The following is an 11,930-nucleotide window of genomic DNA, read 5'->3' as shown; positions in this document are numbered from 1 at the left end:
TCCCGCTAGAAGCGGCCTACGAACCGGAGCTGGCCCAAGCGGCTTTGGGCGGAAAGGAGTTCATCTTTGACATTCAGGGACACCACGTGAATCCCAAGGGGCCGTGGCGAAGACCGACCAACCGCTGGACGTATAGCCTCCGCTTCTTTCCGCAGGCCGATTGCGGCGACGGCGCCATCGAGTGCTTCTCGGCGGAACATTTCATCCGCGAAGTATTCCTGGACAGCGACACCACCATGGCGGTCCTCTCCGCCGTCCCGGCAGCCCCGGGCGACGATCCCTTGACCATCGAAGACGCCGCCGCCACGCGGGCCACGGTGGACGCCCTGAAAGACTCGCACCGGCTGCTGATCCACGGTTTGGTCCGTCCCAATCTGCCGGGTGAAATCGATGCGATGTCCGTGCAAAAGGAAAAATACGGCGTCGCCGCCTGGAAAACCTATACCCAGTGGGGACCTTCGGGAAAAGGATATTGGCTCGACGATCCGAACGTCGGGATTCCCTTCATCGAAAAAGCGCGCAGTCTGGGCGTGAAAGTGATTTGCATACACAAAGGGCTTCCCCTGTTCGGCCTCGACTATACGCATTCGACCTGCCGCGATATCGGCGTGGTGGCCAAGCGCTTTCCGGACGTCGCCTTTATAGTCTATCACTCGGGCTACGAGCCGAAACGCAAGGAAGGGCCGTACGATCCCAATAACGCTTCGGCAGGTGTGGACTCGCTCATCAAGAGCGTCCAGGACAATGGAATTCCGCCGAACAGCAATGTTTACGCCGAACTCGGCAGCACCTGGAAGCTGCTGATGCGAGACCCCGGCCAGGCCGCCCATGTGCTCGGCAAGCTGTTCAAATACGTGGGCGAAAACAACGTGCTGTGGGGAACCGATTCGATCTGGTACGGCAGCCCCCAAGACCAGATTCAGGCTTTCCGTGCGTTCCAGATCGGCGAACCCCTTAGGGAACGCCACGGCTATCCGGAGATTACTGCGGAATTGCGGACCAAAGTGTTCGGCTTGAATGCCGCCAAGCCTTACGGCATCTCGACGGAGGAAATAAAAAGGCGCACCGCTTCCGACCGCGTCGCCGGCATCAAGCAAGCGTACCTCGAAGACCCAGAGCCCAGTTTCGCCAGCTACGGACCGAAGACGAGGCGGGAGTTTTTCGACCTGCTGCGGCTCAGGGGAGGTCCGGTGTAAACCGCAGTTTAGAGCCCGATCTTGTCACGCTTCGCCGAGACTCGATTCGAGTGCGCCTGTTCGCCTAAGGAGGATGATTACAGCAAAATCATCAATATGATAATGATCAGAATTATTCCCACGATGCCGCTCGGGTAATATCCCCATCCTCTACTGTACGGCCACGTGGGAAGGAGCCCGAAAATCAGCAGGATCAGAACAATCAGTAGAATCGTTTCCATCGAAAATCTCCATATAGAAACATCCCTTAAGTTCCACGGCCAAAGCCGAAGGTCGGATTCGTTTGTGTGGATCGGTATCGGAGCCTACCACGAGATTCTGACTTTTCTCTCGCCCCAAGCTACCGCTTTTCCCAATTTTTTGCCCATGTGAATATCGATTCGCCGTTCCCATCTGTCGTGCATACGGTCCAGCACGACGAATTCACCCACGCCATGGACTTTAACCTTCGTTCCGCAATTGAGCCCCATCTCGAAAAGATCGCGTGAGACAGCAATGATGTTGCGTTTGGATTCAATGGGTTTGTTGCAGGCACCGATATGAGGTGTGCTGTCGGTTTGCGCAACGACGGAATTGTAAGCGGTGGCAGTTACAGTCATGGATTTCGCTTGCAGAGGATCAGCCAGCCATAGCACTATTACAAGCAGCAAAGCGCCAAATGATGCGCGCTTCGTATCCATATCCGTGAACTTCCATTGGATCCTTCAGGCCCATTTCCCGAGCCATAATCTTGTAGACATTTGTTCGTCTTTCGGGTTCACCTCGTCGATCGGGAAGATCGAAGTGAGGTCTGTGTTCATCGGGGCGGTTCAGCCTCGCGCCATTCTCCCGGCTTGAGGTCGCCCAGCGTCCAAGGCCCGATTGCCCAGCGAATGAGACGCAAAGTCGGAAATCCAACCGCCGCGGTCATGCGCCGTACCTGACGATTGCGTCCTTCCCGCAAAGTCAGTTCGATCCACGAAGTCGGAATGGCGGCACGATAGCGAATCGGAGGATCGCGCGGCCAAAGACCCGGAGGCTCCTCCATGACGCGCGCCTTGGCCGGCCGAGTCGGACCGTCCTTCAACAGCACCCCGCGCCGCAGCCGCTCCAACGCCGCCTGGTCCGGAACCCCTTCCACCTGCGCCCAATAAACCTTAGGCAACTTATGACGCGGATCGGCGATGCGCGCCTGCAAGCGGCCGTCGTCGGTCAGCAGGAGAAGTCCTTCGCTGTCCCGGTCCAGCCGACCGGCGGGGTACACGTTCTTGAGCGGAATGTAATCGGCGAGCGTCGCGCGGTCGTGAGCGCGGTCGGTAAACTGAGACAGAACGTCGTAGGGCTTATTGAAAAGTATCAGGCGGGACACGGGTCTTGGCTCACCGCGGACGGTGCGGAATGGGTAGAATGGAAAACCGTAGAAACTACTATGCAATTCCTTCCGTGTCCAAACCGAAAACGCCGCGTCCCTCGGACCGCTCACCCCGCCAAGTACGCACGCCTAAACGCCCGCAGCCGGAGAAACCGATGGCCCACCCGCCCGAGCGGACGATCAGAATCGCCGGGCTGCCCGCGGTTACCGCCTTATTCAAGCGCGATCCCGACCGGGTACTGCGGTTTTTTTATGAAGAGCACATGGTGCCCCTGGTCGGCGAGTTCTGCGCCTATATGGCACGCTTCCGTCGTCCCTACCGCATGGTCGACACCGAGGAGTTGGCACGCATCGCCGGCACCATGCTGCACGGCGGTATCGTCGCGGTTGCCGAGCCGCGCCCGATTCCACCCCTCGATCTCGGGGAAGCCCATCAGTGGGCTCAAAGCGGGCAGCCCCTGTTCATCCTGGACGGCGTCAGCAATTCTCATAATCTCGGCGCCATCGCCCGCACGCTGGCTTTTTTCGGATTTCAGAATCTGGTGATTTCCGATCACCCGGCTCAAGCCGGACTCTCCGAATCGGCCTATCGGGTGGCAGAGGGCGGGCTCGAATACCTGCAAATCCGCAAGGCCACGTCTTTGCCCGAGGCACTGAAGCGCTTGAGACGCGATTACCGCGTCGTGGGCACGGCCCTGGGGCGCGGCGTTTCCATGGAAACGCTGACGCAAGACCCGCGCCCCGCTGCCGTCGTTCTCGGCAACGAGGAAGATGGGCTACCGACGGCGACGCTGGCGGCTTGCGAAGCCGTCGTGACCCTGCCGGGCTCCGGCCAGGTACAATCCCTCAACGTGTCGGCGACCGCGGCGATCCTGGCTTACGCGTTGCGTCCGCGATCCGACGCCACGCGGCCCACGCGTCGCCCGAACCCTCCACGTGGAAAATCGAGAGGCGCCGGCACTCCGAAAAGCCGCCCGAGAAAATCGGCTTGATTCGACCGGTCGGCGGTTTCCAGCGGAAAAAACTTATGACAACGCCACCAAAAACCTTATCGATCATCACCTGCCCGGCGTGCGGATTTTCGCGGGAGGAACAAATGCCCGTCGATGCCTGCCAGTGGTTCTACGAATGCGCCGGCTGCGGACGGATGCTGAGGCCCAAGCAGGGGGATTGCTGCGTCTTCTGCTCCTACGGCAGCGTACCGTGCCCGCCGGTACAAACCCACGATCCGGATTGTTGCTCCAAGGCGAACCATCATGTCGACGATAGTTGACTAAAGTTAATCAATTTAAACCGTCCTTTGCCTTGAACAATATCCACTCCGATATTCCGGTCAGGCCCCGTCTGTTCAGCTACGGGCTCGTGGCCTTGCTTCTCGTCGCCGGCTACCTCGCGTTGCGCGGCCATTCGTGGACCGGCTCGGCGCATCTGCACACCATTATGGAAACGGTCGCGACGCTGCTGGCGTTCGTCGTCGGAGCCATGGCCCTGGTCCGCTACTACAGCCGCAAGAGCAATACCTTTCTGGTTATCGGCACCGGTTTCCTCGGCACCGGCCTCCTCGACGGGCACCACGCCCTGGTGACCTCGGAGTGGCTGAGTCAGCGCTTGCCCTCGGCGTTATCGTCGTTGATACCGTGGAGCTGGATGGCATCCCGTTTCTTTCTGTCTGCGGCGCTGCTGTTGAGCGGGTGGATTTGGCGCCGCGAGGCGAAACTCGGCGCAGCCGGCCGATTCGACGAAAAAACCGTTTATTCGACGGCTGCCGGGGCCGCGTTGCTGAGTTTTCTTTTCTTCGCGTTCGTACCGCTCCCGCCGTCTCATCATTTTGTGTTGTTGAGTCCGTTTTTTCGCCCTCAGGAATTCTTTCCGGCAATCCTCTTTCTGCTCGCCTTGATCGGTTATCTGAGAAAAGGCCGATGGAAGACCGACAGTTTCGAGCATTGGATGATACTGTCGTTGATCGTGAGCTTCGAATCCCAAGCCGTCTTCATGCCCTTGTCGAGTGGCCTGTTCGACCTCGAATTCAATCTGGCCCATGTGCTCAAATGCGCCAGCTACGTTTGTGTACTGACCGGTCTTATGATCAACATGTATTCCACCTATCGGCAGGCGGAAAACGAAGTCGAGATTCGCATGGCGGCCGAAGCCAAGGCCGAGCGACTGGCGCTCTTCGATGAGCTTACCGGGCTGGAGAATCGCCGCTCCGTCCAGGTTCGGATCGAGCAAGCATTGGCCGCGTCGAGAAGGCACGGCTGGCACGGCGCGCTGCTCTTTCTGGATCTCGACAACTTCAAGAACATCAATGACTCGCTGGGCCATTCGGCGGGAGACACGCTATTGCAGCAGATAGCCCATCGCCTGGTCTCGCTGGTTCGCAGCGAGGACACCGTAGCGCGGTACGGCGGCGACGAGTTCGTGATATTGCTCTGCGAGCTGGCGGATAGACCCGAGAACGCCCGTGACAAGTGCTGGAAAATAGCCGAGAAAGTGCTTGCCTCGCTGGAGGAGCCTTATCGGCTGGGGGATCATTCTTATCATGTGACCTCGAGCATAGGCATCGCCCTTTTTCCCGATGCGGACGGGAACGGCGAAGATCTGCTCAAGCATGCGGACATGGCGATGTACCGATCGAAACACGACGGCCGAAACGCCATCCGGTTCTACAATCCTCAGATGCACAAAAACGCTCAGCAAAGACTTGCGCTCGAGCAGGAGCTCCGAGATGCAATCGACCGACTCGAATTGCGCCTGCACTTCCAGCCGCAATTCGATTTGCACAGCGGCCGGCCTTCGGGCGCGGAAGTGCTGATGCGCTGGCTGCATCCGGAAAGGGGGCTCATCGGCCCATCGGACTTGATTTCCCTCGCCGAGGAATCCCGCCTGATACTGCCCATCGGCGAGTGGATCGTCGGGCAAACGGCCGCATATCTGCGCTGCTGGGAACAAACGGGCCTGCTCGCCGACATCCGCACCGTGTCGGTCAACCTCAGCCCGGTGCAGTTCCGCCATCCGCAGCTCGTGGAGACGATCTTGCGGATCTTGGCCCAGCAGGGAGTCGATCCTCGCCTGATCGCGCTCGAACTGACCGAGAACGTCGTGATGGAGGATCTCAAAGGCTCGCTGAAGAAGATGCGGCAGCTGAAAGAGGCTGGTGTGCGTTTATCCTTGGACGATTTCGGGACCGGATATTCTTCCCTGGCCTATCTCAAACAACTGCCGCTCGACGAGCTGAAAATCGACCGCAGCTTCATCCGCAGCATCGGGCACAATCAACAAGATGCCGCCATCGTGGAAGCCATAGTCAACCTGGCTCAGCACCTCGATTTGGATGCCGTGGCCGAAGGTATCGAAACCGCGGACCAATTGGCGTTCCTGCAGCGCATCTATTGCAGGTTCGGCCAAGGATACTATCTCCAAAAACCCATCGATGCCGGCGAATTCGAGGCGTTTCTCGGCCGGGATCCGGAACCGTACGCCGCACGCCACACTCGAATCCCATAGTCGGGCCAGCCGTACGCTCGGACTCGTCCGACGGCCGTTTCTAGGATTCTCTAATCTTGCAGTTGATAAATCGCATTTGAGCGGCTGAAGTGCGATCCGATAATTCTAGAAACGGCCGTCGGACGCGCGCGAGTGTGCGGCGGACCGGCCGGATGGCAGGCCTGTCCTGAGCCCCGTCGAAGGGGCGCGACGCCGCCGCGGGGTGGTCTCCCGCAAGAAGGAGCAACGCCGCCAGGTGGCCTGCCCGCCGTGCAATCGGGTGCGTAGCGGCTTCACCCAGAAGGTGAGACCGGTACAAGGTCGGACACTTACGATTCATTGGACTTCTCTAATGCATCGAAGCGGTCAACTGCCGTTTCTAGGATAATCACTCGCCAGGGCTTGCCGGTTCTGGTACTCGGTTTTCACGAGGAGAGGAAAGGTGAAAAGACTAATCTTGTGCTTGCCGCTTATGGTGGTGGGAAACGCATGGGCAGCCGAGGAGCTTATGCAAAGGGCGCAGGCCCTGTTCAAACCCATTCCCACCGAACCGCCGCCCATCCGGAACACTGTCGTTACGCCGGAAAGGATCGAGTTGGGCAAGATGCTCTACTTCGATCCGCGTCTTTCGAGGAGTTGGATGATCAGCTGCAATAGCTGCCACAACCTGGCGCTGGGCGGCGTCGATCTCGAGCAGACTTCGATCGGACACGGATGGCAGAAAGGGCCCCGCAATGCACCCACGGTGCTGAATTCCGTGTTCAATATCGCCCAGTTCTGGGACGGGCGGGCGGCCGATCTTCAAACGCAAGCCAAGGGTCCCTTGCAGGCCAGCGTGGAGATGAACAATACCCCCGAGCGGCTCGAAAAAACCCTGAACACCATCCCCGGCTATGTCGAACGCTTCAAGCAAGCTTTCCCGAACGAACCCAACCCGGTGAGCTTCGATAATCTGGCAAAGGCCATCGAGGCCTTCGAAGCGACCCTGATTACCCCGAATTCCAAGTTCGACCGCTATCTCAAAGGCGACGACAAAGCGCTCAACGATGCGGAAAAACAAGGCCTGGCGCTGTTCATGGACAAGGGCTGCTCGAACTGCCACAACGGCATCAACATCGGCGGCAACGGCTATTTTCCTTTCGGCGTCGTGGAAAAACCCGGTGCGGAAATCCTGCCGCTGAAGGACAAGGGACGATTCACCGTCACCAATACCGCCAGCGACGAATACGTCTTCAAAGTGCCCTCATTGAGGAATATCGTGCTGACGCCTCCTTATTTCCACTCCGGCCAGGTGTGGGATCTCAGGCAGGCCGTGGCCATCATGGGCACGGCGCAACTGGGCGCCAAGCTGACCGATCCGGAAATCGATTCGGTCACCACCTTTTTGAGAACCTTGACCGGCGATCAACCCAAAATCGAATTGACCCACCTGCCGCCTCACACCAAAGACACGCCATTGCCGATCGTGGAAGTCACGCCGGAAGGTACGGTAAAACCCGAGGGGACAGAAAAGCACTAGCGGTATAGTTTCGAGATAAGGGCTGCCCTCATCCCCCCTTCTGTTACACAGAGAGGGACCCATTTGTTCTCCCTCTCCCTCTGAACATGGGTATTTACACGAATTTTTGACCCGGAACTACCGTTTCCGGGTTTCTTGCAATCCCGTTTGCCGCGCCGAGCACCGCAGCTTTCGGCCGGAACAGCCCTAAAGGGGCGCGGAAGGGATTCCGCGCGTCGCCAGAGGGGCATGGAAGGCCCTTCTGGCGAACCCGGCCGAAAGCGAGGAGCGCAAGGATAAAGCGGCAACCGGGCGGCCTTTCTTTTGGATACTTTTCTTTGGCTGTGCAAAGAAAAGTATCTCGCCCGTGGGTGCGAGAACCCACAATCAAAAAAGTCATCGCGCCGCGATTCCTTCTTTGAAGGACTTATGTAGATACCCGTGTGCTTTGGGAGCGGGCGAGGGGGAGATTGGCCGTTCCCGGCACGCAAACACCGAAACGCTAACGCTTATTCCAACTTATGAGTTATACCGCTTACGAAGACGTTCTTTCATCCCTTTACTAAATGCAAAATAGATAAGCGCGCCTGCAAAGCCCGTCTGAAATGCCACCATCGCCAAGAATCCCCCGTATTCGCAGATAAGGCCAAAGCGCTTCGCGAAAACGCCACTTATCGCAAGGCATTCTGCAGTGTCGTAGTAATCGTAACCAATCCACAACATGCCGAAAGCAAGAAAAACAAGTAACAACCGGGACAATCAAAGATCGCGAAGAAATTTCTCCGGTTTATTTTCTAGTCTCATGGTTTTTCCTGCACCGATGACTGGAGCAACAATCGATAGCAGCAAAAGTTACCGTTCCAAACCCGCGTAATACCTCGCCAACTGCCGGATCTCCTCGTCGTTGAGCTGCTGCACGATCAGGCGCATGCGCCGGTAGATATCGTTGCGTCGCGCCTCGGATTTGTACGCCAGCATCGTTTGTTCGAGATAGGCGGCCTTTTGGGCGGCAAGGACCGGCGTATCCATGGTCTGGCCTTGCCCGGCGGAACCGTGACAGACGGCGCAGGGCGCTACGATGCGCGTTCCGTCGCCGCGGTCGACGAGTTTGCGGATCGTGTCCGGAACCTCATCTGCCTTCTTTGCGGGAGGCAGGGGCTGGCGGCTGTACCAGGCCGAGACGTCCGCCATGTCCTGATCCGACAGGCCGGCGCTTATGCCCACCATGATCTCGTTCGAGCGGCTGCCGCTCTTGTAATCGTGAAGCTGCTTATAGAGATAGGTCGCCGATTGCCCTTGAAGATACGGGAATTCGCTTTCGGCGTTTTCCGGCGTCGCGGCATGGCAGGCTTCGCAAGCTTGCGCGAGTTCCTTACCCCTCTCGGCATCGCCGTTCTTGACGAACCTCAGGGTTTCCGGGGTCCACGCCACCTGGGTCGAAGGCTCCGCCGAGATTTGACCGTTCGCCGCAACGAGCACGATCCATGCGAAAACATAGCCCTTTTTCATGTCAGTACCCCCACGCGACCGAGCCAAAGGTCTTGATCAGGAAAAACTGGGCGATCGGATAGCCGAAGTTCACCAGCATGAGCACCGCTATCGCTATATTCCACACTCTAAAACCGTTCAACAGCGGATGCACCCGGGTCACCGGGTCCAGCGATTCCGCGTATTCGATTTCGTCCGCCTGAATCGGCGCCGTTTCCGGCTGTCGGTACGATTTCGCGAGGATGTAGACGAACAGCCCGGCCGAAAACGTCAGCACGGTTCCCCCGACGACCATGGTCAATATATAGGGATCCCACGCGAAGGTGAGGGGACTGTTGTAGGTCACGGTCGAAATGCGGCGCGGCTGGCCGAGCAACCCGAGAATATGCCAGGCCGTCGTCAGAATGACGAACCCCCAAAACCACGACCACAGTTGCACGAGAGGCAACGTGGACGAAACAAGCGGCTTGCCGGTCACGTGTGGCCAAAGGTAATAGGCCGTGGCCATGTACATGATGATGGTGGTCCCGCCGAAGATCAGATGGAAATGCCCGGCCACCCAGGCCGTATTGTGGACCATGGCGTTCATCGCATAACTCGCGTTGACCAGGCCGCCGAAACCGCCCAGGACCAGCATCGCAGCCGCAAGAATGCCCGCGAGCACCATGGAGTTGCGCCAGGGCAAGGCCCCGATCCAGCCGAACAAGCCCGTGCCTCCCTTGGATCGGCCGGCCATCTCCAGCGAGGCGGTCACCGTGAAGGCGGTAAGCAAGGTCGGCACGGCCACAAGAAAGGTCAGCGCACCGTGAGACAGCTTGAAGCCGGCACTCTGTTCGGGGTCCATATAAAGATGGTGAAAACCGATCGGCAGACTGAGCACCAAGAGCATGACGAAAGCCGCACGTCCCAGTTCGTGGCTGAACAGTTTCCCGCCCGCCGCCTTGGGAACGAAGCTGTAAAGCGCGATATAGGCCGGAATCAGCCAGAAATAGACGATAGGATGCAGGGTCCAGGCGAACAGCGTTCTCGCTAGCCCGGCATCCACCGTATCCTTCAATCCCAAGGACCAGGGAACAAGCTGGAACAAAACCTCCGCCGCCACGCCCGCGCTGGTCCAAAGCCACAGAATCGCGTTGGCGGTAGTAGCGAACATCGGCAAGGGCACCGGCTCGCCCGGATGAGCCTCCTTCCATTGCCTGTGCATGGCAATCATGATCACGCACCAGAACCAGGAGCCCACCACCAGCAGCGTTGCGCCGATGTAAAACAGCGCATGGGCCTGCACCGGCGGATAAAAGGTGTAGAGCACCGATGCCCGACCCAGCAGCAACGGGATCGCGGCCAATCCCGTCCCGACCGTGCTGGTCCAGAAACCGATCCAGGCCCATTTCAGATTCCATAGCGGCATCTTCAGGCTGGACACGGCCGTGACGTAGCCGAACCCCATGATGAAAAAGGTGGTCAGCACATAAGCCATCAATACCCCATGCGTGCTGACGGAAGCGAAGTACACGCCGGGCGACTGCAGTGCCGGGATCAGGTCGCTGCGCTCCAGCACCTGATAGAACCCCATAACCGCCGCCAAAGCGAAGGCACCGAAAGCGACCGCGAAATGGCTCAGCGCGAGTTTTCTGATTTCGATTGCGAGCATACGCTTATCTCCTTACCGGTTGCGCATTGGGTGCCGCGGGCCAGCTTTCCTTGGCCACTACGGTCACCTTGCTCCACATGTGATCGTGCCCGAGTCCGCAGTATTCGTTGCAGAGCATGGGATATTCGCCAGGCTTGGGAAAGGTCGTGGTGATCTCGGACACATAGCCCGGCACGACCATCGTGCCCATGTTGGTCATCGGGATATGGATGCCGTGCAAGACGTCGGCGCTGGCGATGCGGAACGTCACTTGGGTTCCGGCGGGAAGCTGGATCTCGCGGGGATAGAACCCGTAGCGGGCAGCGACCAGAGTCACTTTGATCGTGCCGTCGGGCTGGGTCCAAACGCCGAGTTTATCCTCGGCGAATTCCTCGCTCAGATGGAGACTGGCGGAATCGATGGTTTCGATGTGACTGGGCGGATGGATGTTTCGTGCGATGGCGGTGTAGAAAATGGCCAGCAGAAAGATGCCGATGACCGCCAGAACGACATAAATCCATCTTCTCTCGAGCGGGTGGATATGCATGGCTCACCTCACTGCACGCCGCCGCGCGGCAGAAACACGCCGAAGTAAAGGAAAAGCCAGGCGATCACCATTCCGGCGACGATCAGGCAAAGCAGTGTCCAAGTGCCGATCGGCGTGAATTTCGAGGGATCAAAACGTTCTTCTTCATTTTTGATATCCATATTTGTCCCCTTGACAAATTAGCCGTGCCTCAACAGTCGTGGAGTGTGCCCCGCCTGATGGCCGAACGCAAGCATTAATCCGTTATGATTTGGCGGCAACGCAACAAGTTTTGCCGAATACGCGATAGAGCTAATAGCCCTGCGCGCCGAGCCATGAATCAATCAAAGGACGCGTTTTGATTGGCGAAACCGCTATCGATGGCAACAGGCGGATGCTACTCTGGTTTCCGTCATCCGCTATAGGAGAAGACCATGGCTGTCGCCGCCGAACAAGCTCCAGCCCCCGTCCGGTCCCGGCTGCTCAGGGCGGCTCTCGAATGCTTTCTCGCCGACGAATACCACAAGGTCACGACCCGACGGATTGCCGAAAAGGCCGACGCCAATATTTCGATGATCCGTTACTACTTCGGCAGCAAGGAAGGTCTGTACGAGGAGATGATCCGGGATACGTTGAGCCCGTTGCTGGATGTGCTGGACGGCCCGATGCTGTCGTCGGTGGAAGGCTTTACGGATTTCCTCCGTCTCTACTACGACACGATGTCCAAACGGCCGGAATTTCCCAGGCTGATCCTGAAA

13 protein-coding genes are annotated in these 11,930 nt (G+C 58.3%); 6 read left to right on the top strand and 7 right to left on the bottom strand.

All coding sequences use genetic code 11. The annotated features are described in order from the left end of the window. Positions 1-1,196 (top strand): amidohydrolase family protein (locus ABJK70_RS12240; RefSeq protein ID WP_347258123.1); only part of this gene is annotated, 1,196 nt, incomplete at its 5' end. Between the two features lie 77 nt (positions 1,197-1,273). Here the strand turns inward: ABJK70_RS12240 and ABJK70_RS12235 are convergent. The 3 genes from ABJK70_RS12235 to ABJK70_RS12225 form a co-directional block, all read right to left on the bottom strand. Further along, positions 1,274-1,417, bottom strand: coding sequence for a DUF3309 family protein (locus ABJK70_RS12235; protein ID WP_347258122.1), 144 nt, complete (start codon positions 1,415-1,417; stop codon positions 1,274-1,276). An 84-nt stretch (positions 1,418-1,501) separates the two neighbouring features. Continuing rightward, positions 1,502-1,876 (bottom strand): hypothetical protein, encoded by a 375-nt coding sequence (locus ABJK70_RS12230; RefSeq protein WP_347258121.1) that lies wholly within the window; start codon positions 1,874-1,876, stop codon positions 1,502-1,504. 116 nt (positions 1,877-1,992) lie between these two features. Next, a complete protein-coding gene (locus ABJK70_RS12225; RefSeq protein WP_086134446.1) occupies positions 1,993-2,544 on the bottom strand; it encodes an rRNA large subunit pseudouridine synthase E in 552 nt (183 codons plus the stop codon). A gap of 158 nt (positions 2,545-2,702) precedes the next feature. Between ABJK70_RS12225 and ABJK70_RS12220 the strand changes: the two genes are divergently transcribed. From ABJK70_RS12220 to ABJK70_RS12205, 4 genes are all read left to right on the top strand, one after another. After that, the gene (locus ABJK70_RS12220; protein ID WP_347258120.1) at positions 2,703-3,539 is read left to right on the top strand and encodes an RNA methyltransferase; all 837 of its coding nucleotides are present in this window, start codon (positions 2,703-2,705) and stop codon (positions 3,537-3,539) included. Between the two features lie 35 nt (positions 3,540-3,574). Further along, positions 3,575-3,820 (top strand): GDCCVxC domain-containing (seleno)protein, encoded by a 246-nt coding sequence (locus ABJK70_RS12215; RefSeq protein ID WP_086134458.1) that lies wholly within the window; start codon positions 3,575-3,577, stop codon positions 3,818-3,820. After that, the gene (locus ABJK70_RS12210) at positions 3,817-6,051 is read left to right on the top strand and encodes an EAL domain-containing protein (protein ID WP_347258119.1); all 2,235 of its coding nucleotides are present in this window, start codon (positions 3,817-3,819) and stop codon (positions 6,049-6,051) included. Before ABJK70_RS12215 ends, ABJK70_RS12210 begins: the two co-directional genes overlap by 4 nt. 421 nt (positions 6,052-6,472) lie before the next feature. Beyond that, on the top strand, positions 6,473-7,549 hold the full coding sequence (locus tag ABJK70_RS12205) for a cytochrome-c peroxidase (RefSeq protein ID WP_347258118.1): 1,077 nt from the start codon (positions 6,473-6,475) through the stop codon (positions 7,547-7,549). Positions 7,550-8,380: 831 nt separating this feature from the next. Here ABJK70_RS12205 and ABJK70_RS12200 read toward each other — a convergent pair. The 4 genes from ABJK70_RS12200 to ABJK70_RS12185 are packed head-to-tail and all read right to left on the bottom strand — an operon-like array spanning position 8,381 to position 11,354. Further along, a complete protein-coding gene (locus ABJK70_RS12200; RefSeq protein WP_077728252.1) occupies positions 8,381-9,037 on the bottom strand; it encodes a c-type cytochrome in 657 nt (218 codons plus the stop codon). Position 9,038: 1 nt separating this feature from the next. Further along, positions 9,039-10,667 (bottom strand): b(o/a)3-type cytochrome-c oxidase subunit 1, encoded by a 1,629-nt coding sequence (locus ABJK70_RS12195; protein ID WP_347258117.1) that lies wholly within the window; start codon positions 10,665-10,667, stop codon positions 9,039-9,041. Between the two features lie 4 nt (positions 10,668-10,671). Beyond that, positions 10,672-11,193 carry a cupredoxin domain-containing protein gene (locus tag ABJK70_RS12190; RefSeq protein ID WP_077728254.1) on the bottom strand — a complete coding sequence of 174 codons (522 nt, stop codon included), beginning with the start codon at positions 11,191-11,193 and terminating at the stop codon, positions 10,672-10,674. Between the two features lie 8 nt (positions 11,194-11,201). Next, the gene (locus tag ABJK70_RS12185; RefSeq protein ID WP_166642458.1) at positions 11,202-11,354 is read right to left on the bottom strand and encodes a hypothetical protein; all 153 of its coding nucleotides are present in this window, start codon (positions 11,352-11,354) and stop codon (positions 11,202-11,204) included. A 252-nt stretch (positions 11,355-11,606) separates the two neighbouring features. On the opposite strand from ABJK70_RS12185, the gene ABJK70_RS12180 reads away from it, so the two are divergent. Beyond that, positions 11,607-11,930, top strand: a 324-nt coding sequence (locus tag ABJK70_RS12180; RefSeq protein WP_347258116.1) for a TetR family transcriptional regulator, incomplete at its 3' end; no start/stop codon positions are given.

This window comes from Methylocaldum sp. (genome assembly GCF_039794385.1).
GTDB lineage: Bacteria > Pseudomonadota > Gammaproteobacteria > Methylococcales > Methylococcaceae > Methylocaldum.
This window is presented reverse-complemented; position numbering and strand designations above follow the sequence as displayed.

Coding starts and splice junctions, on each gene's coding strand:
- ABJK70_RS12195 (WP_347258117.1), bottom strand. CDS start 10,667: ATGCTCGCAATCGAAATCAGAAAACTCGCGCTGAGCCATTTCGCGGTC.
- ABJK70_RS12215 (WP_086134458.1), top strand. CDS start 3,575: ATGACAACGCCACCAAAAACCTTATCGATCATCACCTGCCCGGCGTGC.
- ABJK70_RS12190 (WP_077728254.1), bottom strand. CDS start 11,193: ATGCATATCCACCCGCTCGAGAGAAGATGGATTTATGTCGTTCTGGCG.
- ABJK70_RS12220 (WP_347258120.1), top strand. CDS start 2,703: ATGGCCCACCCGCCCGAGCGGACGATCAGAATCGCCGGGCTGCCCGCG.
- ABJK70_RS12230 (WP_347258121.1), bottom strand. CDS start 1,876: ATGGATACGAAGCGCGCATCATTTGGCGCTTTGCTGCTTGTAATAGTG.
- ABJK70_RS12185 (WP_166642458.1), bottom strand. CDS start 11,354: ATGGATATCAAAAATGAAGAAGAACGTTTTGATCCCTCGAAATTCACG.
- ABJK70_RS12200 (WP_077728252.1), bottom strand. CDS start 9,037: ATGAAAAAGGGCTATGTTTTCGCATGGATCGTGCTCGTTGCGGCGAAC.
- ABJK70_RS12235 (WP_347258122.1), bottom strand. CDS start 1,417: ATGGAAACGATTCTACTGATTGTTCTGATCCTGCTGATTTTCGGGCTC.